General features: G+C 62.5%; 15 protein-coding genes and 1 tRNA gene. 7 read left to right on the plus strand and 9 right to left on the minus strand.

Translation table 11 applies throughout. The annotated features are described in order from the left end of the window. Positions 1–934, minus strand: a 934-nt coding sequence (galE, locus tag BA190_RS32925) for a UDP-glucose 4-epimerase GalE (protein WP_068298660.1), incomplete at its 3' end; no start/stop codon positions are given. A gap of 238 nt (positions 935–1,172) precedes the next feature. On the opposite strand from galE, the gene BA190_RS32930 reads away from it, so the two are divergent. From BA190_RS32930 to BA190_RS32945, 3 genes are all read left to right on the plus strand, one after another. Next, positions 1,173–2,453: a DUF3422 domain-containing protein gene (locus tag BA190_RS32930; protein ID WP_068298662.1), complete on the plus strand. Its 1,281-nt coding sequence runs from the start codon at positions 1,173–1,175 to the stop codon at positions 2,451–2,453. Between the two features lie 1,262 nt (positions 2,454–3,715). Next, positions 3,716–4,219: an ABZJ_00895 family protein gene (locus BA190_RS32940; RefSeq protein ID WP_256390563.1), complete on the plus strand. Its 504-nt coding sequence runs from the start codon at positions 3,716–3,718 to the stop codon at positions 4,217–4,219. Positions 4,220–4,401: 182 nt separating this feature from the next. Beyond that, positions 4,402–4,650, plus strand: a complete 249-nt coding sequence (locus BA190_RS32945; protein ID WP_068298675.1) for a hypothetical protein — start codon at positions 4,402–4,404, stop codon at positions 4,648–4,650. Between the two features lie 421 nt (positions 4,651–5,071). Here BA190_RS32945 and BA190_RS32950 read toward each other — a convergent pair whose 3' ends face one another. Continuing rightward, positions 5,072–6,076, minus strand: coding sequence for a cupin-like domain-containing protein (locus tag BA190_RS32950; protein WP_068298682.1), 1,005 nt, complete (start codon positions 6,074–6,076; stop codon positions 5,072–5,074). 620 nt (positions 6,077–6,696) lie between these two features. Continuing rightward, positions 6,697–6,772 (minus strand) — tRNA-Lys (locus BA190_RS32955). A gap of 178 nt (positions 6,773–6,950) precedes the next feature. Between BA190_RS32955 and BA190_RS32960 the strand changes: the two genes are divergently transcribed. Continuing rightward, entirely contained in the window at positions 6,951–9,266 is a 2,316-nt protein-coding gene (locus tag BA190_RS32960; RefSeq protein ID WP_068298684.1) for a xanthine dehydrogenase family protein molybdopterin-binding subunit, read from the plus strand. Positions 9,267–9,277: 11 nt separating this feature from the next. Then, entirely contained in the window at positions 9,278–9,994 is a 717-nt protein-coding gene (locus BA190_RS36655) for a ferredoxin (RefSeq protein ID WP_068298687.1), read from the plus strand. Between the two features lie 297 nt (positions 9,995–10,291). On the opposite strand, the gene BA190_RS32970 is transcribed toward BA190_RS36655, so the two are convergent. Continuing rightward, positions 10,292–10,720 (minus strand): VOC family protein, encoded by a 429-nt coding sequence (locus tag BA190_RS32970; protein WP_068298690.1) that lies wholly within the window; start codon positions 10,718–10,720, stop codon positions 10,292–10,294. Positions 10,721–10,788: 68 nt separating this feature from the next. After that, complete coding sequence (locus BA190_RS32975; protein WP_068298693.1) at positions 10,789–11,601, minus strand: helix-turn-helix domain-containing protein; 813 nt, start codon at positions 11,599–11,601, stop codon at positions 10,789–10,791. A gap of 357 nt (positions 11,602–11,958) precedes the next feature. Here BA190_RS32975 and BA190_RS32980 point away from each other — a divergent pair, with 357 nt between their 5' ends. Continuing rightward, positions 11,959–12,570, plus strand: coding sequence for a helix-turn-helix domain-containing protein (locus BA190_RS32980; protein WP_068298698.1), 612 nt, complete (start codon positions 11,959–11,961; stop codon positions 12,568–12,570). On the opposite strand, the gene BA190_RS32985 is transcribed toward BA190_RS32980, so the two are convergent. From BA190_RS32985 to BA190_RS33000, 4 genes are all read right to left on the minus strand, one after another. Further along, on the minus strand, positions 12,560–13,666 hold the full coding sequence (locus tag BA190_RS32985) for an S-adenosylmethionine:tRNA ribosyltransferase-isomerase (RefSeq protein WP_068298702.1): 1,107 nt from the start codon (positions 13,664–13,666) through the stop codon (positions 12,560–12,562). The two genes, BA190_RS32980 and BA190_RS32985, sit on opposite strands and share 11 nt — an antisense overlap. Beyond that, entirely contained in the window at positions 13,663–14,382 is a 720-nt protein-coding gene (locus BA190_RS32990) for an SDR family oxidoreductase (RefSeq protein WP_068298704.1), read from the minus strand. The genes BA190_RS32985 and BA190_RS32990 overlap by 4 nt, the downstream gene beginning before the upstream one ends. A gap of 102 nt (positions 14,383–14,484) precedes the next feature. After that, the gene (gene dinB / locus BA190_RS32995; protein ID WP_068298707.1) at positions 14,485–15,570 is read right to left on the minus strand and encodes a DNA polymerase IV; all 1,086 of its coding nucleotides are present in this window, start codon (positions 15,568–15,570) and stop codon (positions 14,485–14,487) included. Positions 15,571–15,808: 238 nt separating this feature from the next. Next, positions 15,809–16,408: a TetR/AcrR family transcriptional regulator gene (locus BA190_RS33000; protein WP_068298712.1), complete on the minus strand. Its 600-nt coding sequence runs from the start codon at positions 16,406–16,408 to the stop codon at positions 15,809–15,811. Between the two features lie 187 nt (positions 16,409–16,595). Here BA190_RS33000 and BA190_RS33005 point away from each other — a divergent pair, with 187 nt between their 5' ends. Next, entirely contained in the window at positions 16,596–18,119 is a 1,524-nt protein-coding gene (locus BA190_RS33005; protein ID WP_082980217.1) for an FAD-dependent monooxygenase, read from the plus strand. The last annotated feature ends 2 nt before the right edge of the window (positions 18,120–18,121 follow it).

Consider the following 18,121-nt stretch of genomic DNA (forward strand, 5'->3'; position numbering starts at 1 on the left):
TATCGTGGAGGTCGCTATTGGCCGGGGTCCAGCCCAGCGCATCGGCTGCCCTGTCGATATTCGCATAGAGGGCGGCCGGGTCGCCGCTACGGCGGGGGTGAGGCTCGACCGGTACGGGGTGCCCGGTAACGGTTTCGACCGCATTCAGCAGTTCCCGTACGGTGGCACCGCGGCCACTGCCCAGATTGAGCGTGAGGCTGCCGCGTCCCGCCTGCAGGTGATCGAGGGCCCGCAGATGTGCGTCGGCAATATCGATGACGTGGACATAGTCGCGCATGGCTGTGCCATCGGCCGTGGCATAGTCCGTACCGAAAAGCTTGAAGGCGGGGCCGAGGCCCAAGGCAGCCCGGATGGCCTTGGGTATGGCGAGGCTGCTCGTCGCATGCCGCTCGCCGATCTCCCCGTCGGGGTCGGCGCCGGCCGCGTTGAAATAGCGCAGCACCACACTCCGCAATCCATAGGCCGAGTCGTAGTGTCGGAGCGCCTGCTCACCGATGAGTTTGGTGGTGCCATAGGGGCTGACAGGCGCCGTGGGAGAGGTTTCTGTCACCGGAAGAGCGGGGGCGTCGCCATAGACGGCGCAGGTCGAGGAGAAGACGATCGGGCAATTGCCATTGTGCCGGGCTGCCTCGATCACGGCGAGCGTGCCTGCGACATTGGCCTCATAGCAGGGCGAGGGATCGGTGACCGATGACCCCACATTCGCGTAGGCGGCGAGATGCATGACCGCTTTGGGGCGATGGCGAGCGAAAACGCCGGCAAGCCAGTCCGCATCGGCAATGTCGCCCCGTTCGAGCGGCCCCCAGCATACATGGCCTTCTCTGCCGTTCGAGAGATCGTCGCAGGCGACGGGGCTGTACCCGGATGAAGCCAAGGTCTTGCAGACATGGCTGCCGATATAGCCGGCGCCCCCGGTGACCAAGATGATACTCACGATGGCTCTCGTGCTCCTGACGGGCGATTGCGACATGCCGGTGTAAGGGCCTCAACCGTCAATGAGAAGCAAAGAATGGCCGTGCCGCGTCAAATGGAGGCGGGCGAGTGCACTTGTTCAGCCTTTCGCACTGCAACGCTGGCGTGTATTTCCTGCGGGTACAGGTGGGGTGAACCAGCAAATACTGGCCTGGAAATTGCTTCGAAAGGCTCGGCGCAATGGAATTGGAGAAATCACGATGACGGCGATCGGCGTCTCCGAAGCGAGCGAGCCCCCGTTTGCCGACCATCAGGGGCGAGCGGCCATCTATGCCGAGTTGCATGCCCGGCCGACTGAGCCGATCGCAACCTCGGCCCGCATCCGCAGGATCGCCTTCATGCCGGCGGACGCCGGACCTTCGCTGGAGGAGGTGGCGCGGCGCTTCGCCCTTTTCGCCGGCCAGCCCGTGCTGCCCTTCGACGATGCACGTACACGCCACATCAAGGTGGAACGGGGAGGGCGCAAGGCCACCTTCGAACTCCACAACGAATTCGCGACCCTGACCTGGCAGTCCGATCTCACCGACCGCGAGCCCTGGCCGGAGGATATCGGCCTGGATTGCTTTGCGGGGCTGCAGCGGGTCAGCGCCACGCGTGTCGACCTGACAGAAACCCACACGATCACGGAAGCGGCGCTGGTCGGCTTCAACCCGATCAGCCTGTGCTATTCCGAGCTTTATGACGGCAGGGCCCAGGTCGCGACCGATTTCAATCGTGATCGCGACGGCTTCACCCGCTACGAACTCGCGGCTGGCCAGTGCAACGTCTTGCGCCGTGGCGTGCTGGTGCGCCGGCTCCTGGAGATCGAGACCTACAGCAATTTCGTCCTGCTCGGCCTGCCGGTGGCCCGGGCGCTCGGCTCCACGATCCGCCAGTTCGAGGGGGCTGTGAGCCAGGTGATGGGACGCGTCGGCCATGCGCATTCGACCAGGGAGAACCGGGAGGCGCTGGAGAGCATCCATGCGCTGTCGGCAGAAGTTGGCCGCAGTATCGAGGAAACCAGTTTCCGTTTCGCGGCAAGCCAGGCTTATGCGGCCGTGCTCGACACCCGCCTGCGGCAGCTCGTCGAGCGACCGATCGGAGAGTTCACCACCATCGACCGCTATCTGACCAATCGGACCACACCGGCGGTAGCCACCTGCCTGGCGACGGAAAAGCGCCTGCAGGCGGTGGCGATGAAATTGGAGCGCTCGGCGGAACTCTTGAATGCCCATATCAGCCTGAGCCTGGAAACCCAGAACCAGACGATTCTCGATACCATCTCGCGCACGTCGGAAAGCCAATATCGTCTGCAGGAGACGGTGGAGGGGCTGTCCATCATCGCGATCTCCTATTATGCCCTTGCCATCATCGGCTACATGATCGAGGGCGTCAGCCATATCTGGCATGTCGACAAGGCCATTGCCATGCTGTGCGCGGCACCGGTGGTGCTGTTCCTGGTCTGGCGCGGCATCAAGAGCCTGCGCAAGCGCGCCGCCTGAAGGGGCTATTAGAGCCCCCCGACAGGGTAGAAAAGAGCCTCGCCGGGCCCTTGGGTAACCCTGCTGCCGGTCGATGAGCGGGCCATTCGGTAGGATCGATCGTTTTCGAGGCGGTGTGCCGGCCGCCCGTCAGCCATTGGGAATGCATTGGCCGGCGTGATTGGGACGCTGCGATGGCGGGCATACGTCAATGGTTTTGTGATGCTCCGATGTCTGGCCGACCGAGGCACTCGACGCCATGCGTCGGGGATCGAACGCGTCGCGACTGGCGTCGTTGATGGAGCGGTTGGGTACGCATCTGCGCCACTGATTGAAATGGAAGCCTGGAGCGCAAGCGGGGGCCATTGCAGGAGCGTTCGCCATGGGCGCTTCTTGAGCGGCAAGCCCGGTGGGCGCAAGCACTGCCAGGCACATCAACGCGGCGGGCAGCAGGAGGGGGGCTCTGGCGATCATGGAGCGGGCTCTGGTCTGATGGAGGTGTGTCGAGATGCACTGCGTGGACCATCGAGATGATCCATGCGCGGCTTAGCCTGTGCCGCGGCACGGGGGTGTGCGTTTTCGCACAGGACGCGCATTGTCTCGCTCACTTCTTCCTGACCCGGGATCAGGACAGGCGGGCACGTGTCCTCCGCGAGAGGAAGCTCAATCGCGGTTGCATCACGCAAGGGATGGATCGCCCAAAAAGGGGGGAGGCCCGGGGAGGACGCCTTGCTGAGGTTGTCATCCGGGCCTCCGGGTTCCCGGGGTGGGAACGCCCGTGAGTTAGACCGTCGAAACTTAGATAAGAATTAGACGTCAGACGCAGCTGGGCCATACATAGGTATTAGGGGTGCATACTTTAATATAGACGATATTTATAATCTTTGCGCATGGCGAAGAACACCGGAACACAGACGAAGCCCAGGGACATGATCTCATGGTACAATGGCCAATTTAGCTATATCGCATCCCCGTCTTACCCTTCAGGTTATTGATCGATTGTTGTCGTCCATGCTCCGACATCACCTCGATGACATCATTGCATCCGAAGATCCTGGCCCGACAGGTCGTCTAGCGCCGGGCTTTTTCTTTGGCTGCATGCATCACTCGGGTGGACGCCTCGACCCGGCGTTTTGTGGGAGCAAAGGTGACTGAGAGTTTCGCCTGGAACTGACTAGTCCGAACGTACAACTCATAACAGCAAGGAGAATCAGCTAGAGGGGCGGTCGAATGCGGGCTGAAAACAGCTTGCTGAGTTTCGTTTGAGCCTGGGGGGCTTGTGAGTGGATAGTTACGTTCCGGCGACCAATACCGTTTCATTCGGAGCAGTCGTCTTTCGCTTTTCATGGATATATGTTCTTGCGGCGATCGCCGTCGTGGTCATTGCCTTCTTGCTGGAAGCTTTCTTGCATATCGATATGAGCAAGAATTCCTTCCTGGGCGTGCTGCCCTTGATGACGGCAGGCTCGGGAACCGGGAAATACTATGCAACCCGCACCGGCATGAAGCCCAGGGGCGTCAAAGCTTGGTTGATAGCGCTTGTCGGCTTCGTGATATCGCTGGCCTTCAATCTGGCTGTGATCTTCGGCTTCATTGCCTTGACCGACAGTTGGCAGGAGCTGGGCAGCCTCGGCTCGTTTCGCCTGCGCGGCGAGGAGCAATGGCTGGTGCCCTTGGCGCTTGGCGGATTGTTCCTGCTCTTTGTGGCCCTGACGCGGCTGTTTCTGTGGATGGGAGCCAATCCCGTCGTGAAGAAAATGCGCAAGGACGTCACCAGCGCTTTCTGAAGCAAAACGCAGGAAGCCCCCCCCGGCTCGAAGGCCGGAGGGGCAGGTCGCCCTCTTCAACGGAAGTGGCGAAGGAGTGTTGTAGTCGTGGAGGAGCGGCAGGTGTGAATGCCGGACTTGCGTGATCGACATAGCTGCGTCGCAAACATCGGACTATGTTACGCAAGGGCATAGGAGATCTGATGTTCAAACTGTTTTACGACATGTCGATGCTTGCTTTTGAATCGCAGCAGGCCATTTGGCTGCGTACGCTTCGGCTGGCGCAGGGTGGAAGCCGCGCCGAGCGCGAGGCCAAGCTGATGATCAGCGAGAAAGTCGCTGCCGCGCAGAACGCCGCTGGCAAGCTGATGACGGGTGCGGCGCCAGGTGCCGTGGTTCGAGACTATCGGCGCAAGGTTCGATCCAATGTGAAGCGTTTATCCAAGCCGTGACGGCCGGCGCTGGCAGCAGGGCGCAGAGATGGGTAGCAAGCGGTTTCTTCATCAGGAAATTGGCCGCGTGAATGCCGGAGACGTAGCGCGCCGAGTTCTATCACGCTCCCGTCACACCATTTGGTCTAATCATCGCATGTTGTCGGCCGTCCCAATACCGGCCTGATACGTCGCATCCGATCTTGGCCCGGCAGGTAGCGTATCGCCGGGCTTTTTCTTTGGTAGCGAATGGCAGGACCGGGGCCACCGTGCCCGCGTGGCTCTCATGTCACGCGCGTATCACGTGATATGAAATTTATCACCATCGGCTCGCGATTCAGCGAGACAGCAACCTCCTTGGCCCGGCGTTCCGACAGCGCCGGGTTTTCTTTTGGCGGTTCCGTCGATCGGTTGAAGCTCGACCGGAAGGCACGTCGACTTCTCAGGCGCTGCCTCGATGACCGGAAACTTTCTTCAGGAATTGCATGGGCGATTTCAGCCGGGTCATCGGAGAATAGACGATATCCTGGAAGGTCTTGGGATTGGGCATTTCAAGGGCTGAGACCAGCTTGGCCTTGAGGGCATCCCGCCTGGGGGAGTAACCGGGTGGTCTCGGCTTCAGCCGGAGCTGGCGCAGCATGAAATTGGCCTGATAGATTCTGGCCCGTTGCTCCAACGGACGCATGCAGAAGGAAATGCTCAGGCTTACCGAGACGTTGTTGCCGTTCTTGACCCAGTGGGGCGCCACAGGCGGATGATGCACGGCTTCGCCGGGCGTCAGCTTGAAGATCTGGCCGTGGCTCTGCAGTTCGGGCTTGTAGCTCGGCGTATTGTAGCTGCTGGCATAGAAGCGTTCGAGCTCGATTTCCGGCAGAACCTCGCGGTCTCCGGGATCGAACAGACAGACATCCTTCTCGCCCTGAATCTGGAACAGGAAGTTGGATTCGTGATCGATATGGAAGGGGGTAGAGATCCCCGGTGAGGTCAGAATCACGGTCAAGGTCGCCCAGGTCACCTCCTGGCGGAACGGACGATCGGCATAGATCCCGATTTCGTCGATGAGCCGGGCGAGAACCTGGGCATAGTCGCGATTATAGTCCTGCGTCCGCGAAAGCCTGATCCAGGAGCCTCCCTCGCCGAGGCGTTCGATCACTTCCGTCAATCGATCGTGCTGCGTAGCCTCGGTGAATTTGCTGCTGATCGATTCCTTTCTCAAATCGAGAGCGAGAAAATCGGCTGCATTGCCACTCCCGATGATGCTGCGGGCAGTTTTGACGATCTCGGAGATCTCGAACAGGCCGCTCCGGCAAAGTGTGTGATGAACTTTGAAAGGTCGAAGGTTGTAATTTTCTTTAAATGTTCGTTCGCTGATTTCGAGTATGTGATCTATGTCATCAGAAATTGATGGCGGTCCTCTTTCTATTTTATTTTCGAAGGCGATGTTCATGATCAGTAACTCGCTCTTTCTGGAATGCCCCCAGTCCAGTAACACTGATGATATCACCTGTATGAAATTTTATAAGGAGTAGGCGGGAAGCAAATATTAACTCTTTAGGAGGGTGAATGTCATGGCTACGTCATCATCTGAGATGATTAGTTTCTAAGATTGTCGCGTTGAGATCGATTTATCTCCAACATGAAGGATAGTCGGAAATACAGGTCGTGATTACGCCCGAATTCTGACCGATATACATTACGTCGCGGCATCATGTAGTTATTTTCGGCGGGCGCAGTATTCATCGAGAATGGAGGGGCCAGAACTATGGATGCCGTAATCGCCGGCCGCGGGGCCGGCATGTTCTCAAACAAGCTCCCAGGACAGCGCGCCGACTTTCTGTTGGGCAACGCCGCCATCATCCGGGCTCGATGACGGCATCATTCGCCGGCATCTTCCACCTCCAGGAGTTTGGTACGAGCCGCAAGCCGGCGGCCATCGCCGCGCGATCTCTGCACGTCCTGCATGGCAGGAGGGAAAACGGAGGTGCCGCGTGGGACGACGGGATTTGAAACGAAAGAAGGCGCCCCTGGGGGCGCCTTGCTTTTCGTCAGCGATATCAGGAGTTTCGATGGTGGGCGCACTAGGGCTCGAACCTAGGACCCGCTGATTAAGAGTCAGCTGCTCTACCAACTGAGCTATGCGCCCATCGAAACCACCGAAGCGCGACGCGGTGCCGCGTTCGATGGCGGCGATGTAGCAAAGCTCTTTGTGTGTGTCTAGCGTGTGACGGAAAAATTCTTCAGCTTTTTTGAAATTGCGCTCCGGCGTGCTATTCGAAGGCTCTATTCAAAAGCGCCATTCATTAAATCGCCGGAGGTCCCGTATGCCGCCCACCAAATTTGGCGTTGGCCAAGCCGTGCGCCGCAAGGAGGACCAGTCCTTCATCACGGGCACGGGCCGTTATGTCGACGACGAATCGCGTTCCAGCGTGCTCAGGGCCTATGTCCTGCGTTCTCCCTATGCCCATGCCCGCTTCAGCATCGGTGATCTCTCCGACGCTGCGGCGATGCCGGGGGTTAAGCTGATTCTCACGGCGGCCGATCTCGATGGGCTCGGGGACCTGCCGTGTCTGGCCTTGATGAAGAACGCCGACGGCTCGCCGCAGCGCCCGCAGCCCTATCCGCTTTTGGCCCGGGACGTGGTGCGCCATGTCGGCGATGCCGTAGCCTTTGTGGTCGCTGATTCGCTCATCGAGGCCCGCGACGCCGCCGAGGCGATTCCAGTCGATTACGAATCGCTCGACGCCATCGTCGGTTCGGTGGCTGCCCTGGAACCGGGCGCACCGCTGGTCTGGCCCGACCACGGCTCGAACCTGGCGTTCGATGCTCAGATCGGCAACACCAAGAAAGTGGCCAAGGCCTTCGACAAGGCGGCCCGCGTGGTGTCCCTGGACGTGGTCAACAACCGCCTGGTCGCCAATTACATGGAAACCCGCGGCTGCCTCGCCGAATGGGACGGCAAGCGCTTCACCCTGACGGTCGGCAGCCAGGGCGTGCACTCCATCCGCGATACGCTTGCCAACCATGTCTTCAAGGTCGAGCCCGACAAGGTGCATGTGAAGACCGGCGATGTTGGCGGCGGCTTCGGCACCAAGGCTTTCATGTATCGCGAATATCCGCTCTCGCTGGAGGCGGCGCGGCGCCTGGGCAAGCCGGTGAAGTGGTTCGCCGACAGGGCCGAGCATTTCCTCGCCGACACCCAGGGGCGCGACAATATCAGCCGCATCGAGGCGGCGCTGGACCGGCGCTCGCGCATCCTGGCGGTGAGGATCGACATCATTGGCGATCTCGGCGCCTATCTTTCGCAGTTCGGGCCCTTCATTCCGTGGCTCGGCGCCCTGATGGCGACCGGCGCCTATGCGATATCAGCCATGGACGTCAGGGTGCGTGGCGTCTTCACCAACACGCTGCCGGTCGATGCCTATCGCGGTGCCGGCCGGCCGGAGGCTGCCTATCTCATCGAGCGGTTGATGGACGCCATTGCCTTCGAGACCGGGCTTTCGGTCGATACGGTGCGCTCGCGCAATTTCGTCAAGCCGGAACAGATGCCGTTCAAGGCGCCCACTGGCCGCACCTATGATTCGGGTGAGTTCGAGGGCCATATGCGCAAGGCGATGGAGGTTGCCGGCTGGGGTGATTTCAAGGGCCGCTGGCAGGCCTCGAAGAAGGCCGGCAAATTCCGCGGCATTGGCATGTCCACCTATATCGAGGCCTGCGCCGACGGCCCGAAGGAAGCCGCCAGCGTCACGCTCGAAAAGGACGGTACCGCCACCGTGCTGATCGGCACGCAGACCAACGGGCAGGGGCACCTGACGGCCTACGCCCAGTTCGTCTCGCAATATCTCGACCTGCCGCTGGAGCGAATCAATGTGATCCAGGGCGATTCCGACCTGATCAAGACGGGCGGCGGCACCGGCGGCTCGCGCTCGATCCCGGTGGGCGGCGCGTCCGTGGCCCGGGCCAGCCAGACCCTGGCGGAGAAGCTGAAAACACTCGCCTCCGATGAACTCGAGGCCGGCATCGCCGATCTCGAAATCGTCGACGGCCGGGTGCGCGTGGTCGGCACCGACAAGGCCATCGACTTCGCAGCGCTCGCCCGCCTGCCCAAGGCGACGCCCGATCTGCTCAGCGCCGAGACAGACTATCAGCCCGGCGAGGCGACCTATCCGAACGGCACGCATATCTGCGAGCTGGAGATCGATCCCCAGACCGGCGTCACCGCGATCCTCGGCTACACCATCGTCGATGATTTCGGCATGGTGGTGAACCCGCTGCTGCTTGAGGGACAGGTGCATGGCGGCGTGGTGCAGGGCATCGGCCAGGCCTTGCTGGAGCGCACGGTCTATTCGGAAGACGGCCAGTTGCTCACGGCTTCGCTCACCGACTATGCCCTGCCGCGGGCCGACGATCTGCCCTTCATCCATTTCGAGACGCGCAACATCCCCTGCAAGAACAATCCGCTCGGCGTCAAGGGGGCCGGCGAGGCCGGCACCATCGGCGCTGCCCCGGCGGTGATGAATGCGGTGATCGATGCCCTCAGGCGCGGAGTCGGCGTCACCAGGCTCGACATGCCGGCGACGCCCGAGGTGGTGTGGCGCACGATCCAGGACGCGCAGGCCGGGAAGCTGGCGGCGGAGTAGGAAGAGCGGTGATGTGGAAACCACCGACGGATGTTCGCCCGCATCCGGAGAACTGCGTCGGTGATTTCTATGTCGATGACGACTGCTGTGTAACCTGTGGAGTGCCGCTCGATCTCGCACCCGAGATCTTTGCTTGGGCGACAGACGTTGATTTGCCATCCTGTGTCGTGGTGCGTCAGCCGACTACTCCGGATGAAATCTACAGGACGCTGGCCGCTGTCCGGGGGGCCGAGGTGCCATGCATCCGCTATCAGGGGCGCGATCCCGAAATTGGCCGTCGGTTGGTGGCAATGGGCGAGGGCGATCAGTGTGATTTTCCGCCTCCGCCCGATGCCTGCTCCGTGCGCAGATCGCACGTTACATTCGGGGCCATCGGGGCCACGGCGTTCAATGTTAACGTGCCAGAGGCAGCAAAATCTTTTCTCACTCACTTCAAGCAAGGCTTCGAAGCCGATCCCAACCACATTACGCGAGAAATCGAATGCCTCGACGCCAGGGCGATCGTGGCGGTCTCCTGGTATCAACGGAAATTTCATCGAATTGAATTCGAAGCACTTGGCGACGGTCGATGTCTCGCCGTTATGCGGCCGCATTTTCCCGAAGCAATGAACGGGCTTGCTGGTCTGGTCGAGAAGTGGCTGCGCAACGTCGGCCTATTCGGCGATATCCGTTGGTACTCTCTTGAGCAATGGCAAGCCGGCGGGCCATTTCATCCCACCTTGTTTTGAATTTCCCTACTGCGAGTTGCCTGTCTCGATTCCGGCGGCCACCTCATTTCTGTACGCGGCAACTTCGGAAGGGCGCGTTTCGGTGGGAAGATGATGCAGGTCGCGAAGACGCTGACTCATGAACGAGAAGTCCCTGGGAGCGCGGACGTCCTCGTCCGCTCTTGGAAACGCCGTGTCTGCAGGAAAAGAGGAGCGGATCGTCCGGCACTCGTTCGAGTGTCGTAGGGACGTCCGCGCTCCCAGGGGCATTTCAGGCAAATGGGTCATTATTTTCACGACTCGGTATGGTCTCGCTTTTCAAGGCCCGGCCGGTTCGGCCGCCTTCGGCCAATAGGTGCCGAAGGCCCAGACATTGCCTTCCGGATCGCGGCAGATGAATTCGCGGCTGCCATAGTCGCGATCAACAGGCTCTTCCTCGATCGCGGCGCCGGCGGCCTTGGCGCGGGCATGGGCGGCGTCGGCGTCGTCGACGGCAATATAGATCGACTTGCCGCCGCCCGGTCCCGGCGACCCGACGATCTTGCAAAAACCATCGTCACGCGTGCTGCCGATCATGATCATTGAGGAGCCGAGGGCGAGTTGGGCATGATCGACGCTGTCGCCCTCGCCGTAACGCACGTGCAGGGTGAAGCCGAAGGCCTGCTGCAGCCAGTCGATCATGGCGCCGGCATTGTTGTAGCGCAGGGTCGGATAGATGCGGGGGGCTTCGGTGGGCGAGAAAGGCATGAACAGATCTCCGTTGTTGAACCGGAGCTGACTGTGCCTGCATGGATCCAGGCGGTCTTGAAGAAATGTTACGCGGCGGGGCGCCAGGCCGTGGGCGGGCAGCCGGCCAAGGCCGCGAATTCGCGGGTGAGATGGGCCTGATCGGCATAGCCGCAAGCCGCCGCGATGTCGGCCCATCCGGCTGCAGTGCTGCTGGCGGCGAGCGCCTGGGCGGCATTGAAGCGGATGATGCGGGCGACGGCCTTGGGCGGCAGCCCGATCTCCTCGCGAAACCCGGCGATCAGGCGACGGCGGCTCCACTCCAAGTGCCTGGCGAGCGCGCCGACGCGGACGGCGCCGCCCTTGCGCATCAATTCCGAAAAAGCCCAGCCGATGTCGGCACGGGCGTGGTCTGCTTGGGTGAGACGCGTTTCGACGAAGTGCTCGGCAAGGTCGAGACGGGCTTCCCAGGCGTTCAATTCGCCAAGGTGCTGGGCGAACCGGCCGACATCCCGGTCTTCGAGGTCATCCAGCGCCACCATGCGATCGGTAAATTCGCTCATCGGCCTGGCGAAGAACAGCCGGCCGCCCAGCGGCGTGAAATTGATCTGGATACATTGGGCCGCCCCGTCCGAATCCATGATGATCGGGCCGGCGAACAGGCCGGCAGCAAAGCTGTCATGGCTGTCGAGGGCAGTTGGTTTGCGGCCAAGGCCGATGCGGAACGGGCTGCCGAAATTGACGATCAGCGGTACGGTCAAGGAAGCGGCCTCGACCAGGCCGTTCATGGCCTCGCCATACTCGCGATAACCGAAGATGCCGCTCACCAGCGCGGCGAGGCGGGGGGCCGGTGGCCGATACCAGAAAACCGGCTCGCCCGAATCCTTATGTCCCACGCCCATCAGACATCCCGGTCAATCCCTGCACCCAGGCCTTGTCGGCCGAACGCCACCGCGCGGATCATACGCTGATCCGGGCGGGAGAGGGAGTCGCGCTTGTGGGCTTGCGGGCCGCCGTGATCGGGCTCGACTCAGCCATAGCGTTTTGCGATTTGACGGAGTCTCCTCGAATCGCAAAGACGCGTCGGTACAAGGAGCTAGAGCAAGCAAGCGTTCGCGCTTGAACGCGCTTTGCTCTAGGGGATGGCGATCTGTCCAATCCTGTCGCTCCTGCCATCAAAGGGCTTTTCTCTCACCTCGCTCCGCCCTATTGTCCGCTGGAACAAACGATCGTTCGTCATAACAAACGAAAGGCTGGCAATGAGTGGGTTGGACAGGCGGGGTGAACTCGATGCGGGCGCGGTTGCGCTATCGGGGCAACTCGGCAAGACGGTCCAGCGTCTGCGCAAGGCCTATAATCTCTCGCTGTCGGAACTGGCCGAGCAGTCGGGCGTGGCCAAGTCGATCATCAGCCAGATCGAGCGCAACGAGACCAACCCCACTTTGGCAACGATCTGGCGCCTGTCCCAGGCTCTCGACGTTTCGATCGAAAGAGTGCTGGGTTCGAGCGACGACGAGCCCTTCATCGAGAAGACCACCCGTGTCGATACGCCCGTGATCATTTCCGACGACGGCAAGTGCCGCCTGGCGGTGGTCGGCTGGCTGAAGACGGTGGAATGGCTGCAATGGTATGACTTCAGGGCCGAGCCGGGCGGGGTGCTCGAAAGCGACGCCCATCAGCGTGGCTCGGTCGAATGCCTGTCGATCCTGGCGGGCGTGGTCGAGGTCGACGTTGCCGGCGTGCGCGAACGGGCGGAGCCCGGCGAGACGCTGCGCTATCGCTGCGACCGCCAGCATGCCATCCGCGTGGTCGGCGACGAGCCCGTCCACGCCACCATGGTCTGTTTCATGAAGGCGGCCCTCATGGAGTAGGGGCCGCCCCCGCCCACAGGGAGGTTGCCGTAAGGCGTGCCGGCCGATTTGCGCCCCGTTCTTTTCGCTCCGATGTCCGGCGTTCGATCAGCACGGAATCGCCGAATTCGTGGGCGCGATAGTTCCAGGCTTCCAGCATCAGGCAGACGCGGTCGAGCGTTAGGTCGTCGGCAAAGGCGCGCAGCAATTCGAAATGGCTTTCGCCCGGCTGATGGACGCCGCTGAGAATGGCATCGACGAGACGAAGCCTCGATTTCGGCCCGATTCGACCCTGTGCCACGCCGTCGCCAGCTCGGAGGTCTCCGGTTGCCGAGGCTGCATGTTCGAGCGCCCGCACCACGCTGGTGCCGATGGCGATCACACGTCCGTCGGCGGCTTTCGTGCGCGCGATCGCGGTCGCGGTCGCCGCAGGGATGCGGTAGGGCTCGTCGAAGGGAAGGCGCAGATCCATCACCGCATCGCCTGTCGAGGAAATGCCGGCGGCGTGCGTCAAGCTGGCAAAGCCGACGCCGCGCCGTCGCCAGTCGGCGATCGTGCGCCAATCGAGCGCAAAACCGGCCGAGGGCGGTTCAAACGCCAAGGGTTCGGCTGCGATCGCCGTCCACATGTCCCAAAGCGCCAGAGGCTCGGGCACATGGGCATATTGGATCGGTCGCCCGTGCCGCGCCAGGCCGGCGAGGATACGCTCCGAGGGACCAGAGAAACGCAACGTTACCAGACGGGGATAACCGTGCAGGCGTTCGACCTCGGCCGTCAGCGGGCCAAGCTCGAGCTTGTCGCCGGCGAACAACTGGGGTGGCGCAGGGCGGTCCTCGGTGCGCACGCGGTGGTCGCCCGCCCCGAAGACGACGGCGATGAAACGGCTGGGGTCGCCGGGCGCAACCCAGGCGGCAAGCCGGACCTCGATTGGTCTGCCGCTGTCGACATGGCTGCCGGCAAGGCTGGCGGGCAAGGTGGCCGCATCATTGGCGACGACCAGGTCGCCGGGGCTGAACAGCAGCGACAGGGCACTGCGTGGCAAATGACGGATCTTGCCGGTGTCGGAGACGGCGAGCAGCCGTGCAGCGCCTGGTTCGGGATTGCCGGCGGCGATCATGGCCGGATCTCCAGGGTCAAGGCGAGGCGCGGTTGATCCAGGCCCAGGGCGCGTATGATGTCGGCTGCCGCTTCTTCCGGGCGCTTGAGCGCGGATCTATCGGCCTCCGGAACGGCTTGCGCATGCAGGAGCGTGTCCATGTCGCCGGGATCGATGGCAAAGAAGCGCACGCCTTCATCGCGCGCTTCCTCGGTCCAGATGGCGGTGAGATGCTGCAGCGCGGCCTTGCTGGCGCCATAGGCACCCCAGCCGACATAGGCGTTGACGGCCGCGTCGCTGGTGATGTTGACCACGGCAACGTCGCGCCCCTGCCGTGCCGAAGCCGTGAGGGCACCGAACAAGGCCTTGGTCAGGCGGAAAGGGCCGACCAGATTGGTCGCGAGGGCTTCCTCCAGTTCCTCGCATTGCGTATCGGCCAGCAAGGCGAGAGGCACCGGTCCGAGGCTGGAGGCATTGTTGACGAGGAGGTCGAGACCACCGAGTTTGCCGGTGATCTGCAGGGCTATCGGATGGATATCGGTCTTGCATCCGACATCGCCGACAATGCCGAGCGCACCGGTTTCCGCGGCCACGCGCTCGACGGCCTCTCTGGTGCGGGCAACGAAGGCGACCTGCGCGCCTCTCCCGCTCAGCGCCCGCACGAGGGCCAGCCCCAACCCGGAGGTGCCGCCGGTAACGGCGACGCGAAGGCCCTTGAGATCGGTATGAATGCTCATCGATCGAAACTCCCTGAATCACTCAGGTTCGTTTCATACAAGTTCAAGTGAACTTTAAGTCAAGTGGCGAAAGGCGGACGGACGGGGCAAGGTTCTCGGCGATCAGAGCTCCTCGAAGCCGAGTTCGAGCTGGTCGCTGTCCGAAACTTCCTCCGACGCAAAACCCGATAGAGTGACGCCGAGCAGGCGGATGCCCTTCGTTGGCGGGAACACGCTACGGATGAGGTCCAGGCTGACGGATCGCAGGCTTTCCTGGGTGTGCACCGGTGCAGCCAGGGTGCGGCTGCGGGTGGCCTGCTGGAAGTCGGCATATTTGATCTTCACCGTCACGGTGCGGCCGAAGGCATGGGTTTTCTCGCACCAGGCCCAGACCTCGTCGGCCATGGCGAGGACTCCGGCCTCGATATCCTCGGGCTTCGTCAGGTCGTCGGAGAACGTCGTCTCTGAGCCCGAGGATTTGCGCGGGCGGTCGGGCTCCACCGGCCGGCTGTCCTCGCCCCGTGCGATCGCATGGTACCAGGCCCCGGCCTTGCCGAAATAGCGGACGAGATCCTCCAGGGGCTGCGCCTTGAGGTCGGCGCCGGTCATGATGCCGAGACGGTTCATCTTCTCGGCCGTGACCGGGCCGACACCGTGGAACTTGGCCACCGGCAATGTCTCCACGAAAGCCGGTCCCATGGCTGGGGTGATGACGAACTGGCCATTGGGCTTGCGGTGATCGGAGGCGAGCTTGGCCAGGAACTTGTTGTAGGAGATGCCGGCCGAGGCGGTGAGGCGGGTTTCCTCGAGAATGCGCGTGCGGATGGCCTGCGCCGTCGCTGCCGCGCTGGGCAGGCCCTGCAAGTTCGCGGTGACGTCGAGATAGGCCTCGTCCAGCGACAGAGGCTCGATCAGCGGTGTGAACTCGGCGAAGACGGCGTGGATCTGGCGGGAGACGGCGCGATAGACCTCGAAGCGCGGCCTGACGAAGATGAGATCGGGGCAGTTGCGCAGCGCGGTCGAGGAAGGCATGGCCGAACGCACGCCGAAGGCTCGCGCCTCATAGCTCGCCGCCGCGACCACGCCGCGGCGTTCCGAATAGCCCACGGCCAGCGGCCGTCCGCGCAATGAGGGATCGTCACGCTGTTCGACGGAAGCGTAGAAGGCATCCATGTCGATATGGATGATCTTGCGGGTGGGGGCGGACATGGCGACAGTCTATACCAATGGTCGTGATGTTTGACGCGCGCATCATTGCGAGCGCAGCGAAGCAATCCAGAGGCACGCGTGGCACGCTTTGGAGATTGGATTGCTTCGCTGCGCTCGCAATGACGGTGCCTGATCGGTCAAGTCGCAATGCCGTTGCTATTGGCAGAGCTGCAGCGGTGATGGGGAGAGCGGGCAAGGACAGCCTGCGTTCCGACACCCCGCTCTGGAACCGCGGCCGTCATCGGAACTCCTTCGCCAAAAGGCCGAAACTTTCTTCGACATAATGGGCGAGAGGACGCGCAGCTTCGCTCTGCTTCCATCTCTCCAGGGCGAGCCGCAGGGTGCCCATGGCCACCATCGCCACCAGCCGAAGCCCGTCCCGCCGTTCGGGGGAAGGCCATAGCTCGCACATCGCCTCCAGCAGGATGCGCTCGGTCTCGACGAAGCCGGCCTCCTTGCGTGCGCGCAGGGCCTCGGTCGATTGCATCAGGCGGTCGAAAACGATGGACTCCTTGGTCTCGCGCCGGGAAGCAAGCTTGATCAGGCAGTGTTGGACGGCAGCCAGCGGGCGCTGCTCGGGGGACTCCGCCAGCATGGCCGGCTTGAGTTCTTCCCGGAAACCACCGTCATGCGCGGCCAGCAGCACGTCTTCCTTCGACTTGAAATAATAGAAGAAGGTCCGGCGCGAGATGCCGGATGCCTGCGCGATCGCCTCGAGCGTCGTGCCGTCATAGCCATGTTTCACGAACAGTTTCAGGCCTTCTTCGACGATGCGCCCGGACGTTTCTCGCCGCTTGCGCTCCCGCAGGCCCTGCGGCTTTGACGAGAGGTCTTCCATGCGAACAGGCTCCATCGTCACCCCTTGCAAAATTACACTGAGTGTAATAAAAAATCGCACTCAGTGTAATTTTATAGCGGTATTGGTGACATGCCTCAAGCGATGATTGGGGCCGCTATGGAGCCTTTCGCCAAGGCGATGCTTGAGGGCAGATTAGCGCTCACCAGCGCGATGGAGGATCTATCCCTTGCTGTATGATGTCGTGATTGCCGGCGGAGGGCCGGTCGGCCTGTTCCTGGCCTGTGAACTGCGCCTTGCGGATCTGTCCGTATTGGTGCTGGAGCAGAACGAAGATCCGCAATCCCCCCTGAAGCGGCTTCCCTTCGGCTTGAGGGGCTTGTCGGTGCCTACGGCGGAAGCCTTCTACCGTCGCGGCTTGCTGGACGACATCGCGTCCTCGCAGCCCGCGAAGGACGGTTCAGGCCGCGCTGCCCAGGCTGCTGCCCATTGGATGCAGCAGCCCCGCCGACCCGGCGGACATTTCGCCGGCATCCAGTTCTTTCATGACAACATCGATGCTTCGAAATGGCCCTATCGCCTGCCGAGCCCGGCCACTTCCGGCCTTGCGGTCACGATGGAGCATCTCGAAACCGTCCTGGCCGCGCGTGCCCATGCCATGGGCGTGGAGATCAGGCGGGGCATCGGTGTCGAGGGCTTCGATCAATCGGACGAGGACGTGGCCATTCGTGCCGGCACTTCGACTTTGCACGGGCGCTGGCTGGTCGGTTGCGACGGGGGCCGCAGCACGGTGCGCAAGGCCGGCGGCTTTGGGTTCGCCGGCACCGACCCCGAATTCACCGGCTATTCCGTTGACATCGAAATGGCCGATCCGGACGGGCTCAGTCCGGGCCGCCACTACACGCCGACGGGCATGTACACCTATTCACCGCCCGGGACGATCGCGATGGTCGATTTCGATGGCGGCGCCTGCCATCGAAGCCAGGCGATCACGCTCGACCATGTCCAGGCGGTACTTCGGCGTGTCTCCGGCATCGATGTCACCCTGACCACCCTCAAGCGCGCCGCGACCTGGACGGATCGCGCCTATCAGGCGACGGCATATCGGAAAGGGCGGGTGCTGTTGGCCGGAGATGCCGCCCATATTCATTCTCCGCTGGGTGGCCAGGGCCTCAATCTCGGGCTTGGCGATGCGATGAATCTCGGCTGGAAGCTGGCCGCCACGATCCGGGGCGATACCCCGGTCGGTCTGCTCGACAGCTATTTCGAGGAACGGTATCCAGTGGGCGCGCGGATCCTAGACTGGTCCCGCGCCCAGGTTGCGATCATGCGGCCGACCGCCAGCACGCGCGCGCTCGAAGCCATCATCCGCGACCTCGTCGAGACGCGCGACGGCGCGACCTATTTCGCCGAACGGGTGTGGGGCGTGTCTCTGCGCTACGATCTAGGCGACGATCATCCGCTGGTGGGCCGCAGCGCACCCGATTTCGAGTTGAGGGAAGGTGTGAGGCTTGCCGAGCTCCTCAGGGCAGCCAAAGGCATTTTCCTGGATTTCGATGCCCAGCCGCAGCGGCGAGCCCTTGCATCGCGCTGGAACGACCGGATCGACTATGTCGCCGGTGACGTCCATGGCCGGCTCGGTCTGAGCGCTGTGCTGGTCCGCCCCGATGGCGTCGTCGCCTGGGCCAGCGAGGCCGGGCAGGGCCTCGAGGAGGCCTCCAAGGCCCTGTCGCGGTGGTTCGGCGCCCGGTGAGG

Source organism: Labrys sp. WJW, from assembly GCF_001676615.1.
Taxonomy (GTDB): Bacteria; Pseudomonadota; Alphaproteobacteria; order Rhizobiales; family Labraceae; genus Labrys; species Labrys sedimenti.

What these genes read in the sequence shown, in the direction of transcription:
- BA190_RS32930 (WP_068298662.1), top strand. Translation starts at nt 1,173, where the DNA reads ATGACGGCGATCGGCGTCTCCGAAGCGAGCGAGCCCCCGTTTGCCGAC.
- BA190_RS32945 (WP_068298675.1), top strand. Translation starts at nt 4,402, where the DNA reads ATGTTCAAACTGTTTTACGACATGTCGATGCTTGCTTTTGAATCGCAG.
- BA190_RS32950 (WP_068298682.1), bottom strand. Translation starts at nt 6,076, where the DNA reads ATGAACATCGCCTTCGAAAATAAAATAGAAAGAGGACCGCCATCAATT.
- BA190_RS32960 (WP_068298684.1), top strand. Translation starts at nt 6,951, where the DNA reads ATGCCGCCCACCAAATTTGGCGTTGGCCAAGCCGTGCGCCGCAAGGAG.
- BA190_RS36655 (WP_068298687.1), top strand. Translation starts at nt 9,278, where the DNA reads ATGTGGAAACCACCGACGGATGTTCGCCCGCATCCGGAGAACTGCGTC.
- BA190_RS32970 (WP_068298690.1), bottom strand. Translation starts at nt 10,720, where the DNA reads ATGCCTTTCTCGCCCACCGAAGCCCCCCGCATCTATCCGACCCTGCGC.
- BA190_RS32975 (WP_068298693.1), bottom strand. Translation starts at nt 11,601, where the DNA reads ATGGGCGTGGGACATAAGGATTCGGGCGAGCCGGTTTTCTGGTATCGG.
- BA190_RS32980 (WP_068298698.1), top strand. Translation starts at nt 11,959, where the DNA reads ATGAGTGGGTTGGACAGGCGGGGTGAACTCGATGCGGGCGCGGTTGCG.
- BA190_RS32985 (WP_068298702.1), bottom strand. Translation starts at nt 13,666, where the DNA reads ATGATCGCCGCCGGCAATCCCGAACCAGGCGCTGCACGGCTGCTCGCC.
- BA190_RS32990 (WP_068298704.1), bottom strand. Translation starts at nt 14,382, where the DNA reads ATGAGCATTCATACCGATCTCAAGGGCCTTCGCGTCGCCGTTACCGGC.
- dinB (WP_068298707.1), bottom strand. Translation starts at nt 15,570, where the DNA reads ATGTCCGCCCCCACCCGCAAGATCATCCATATCGACATGGATGCCTTC.
- BA190_RS33000 (WP_068298712.1), bottom strand. Translation starts at nt 16,408, where the DNA reads ATGGAAGACCTCTCGTCAAAGCCGCAGGGCCTGCGGGAGCGCAAGCGG.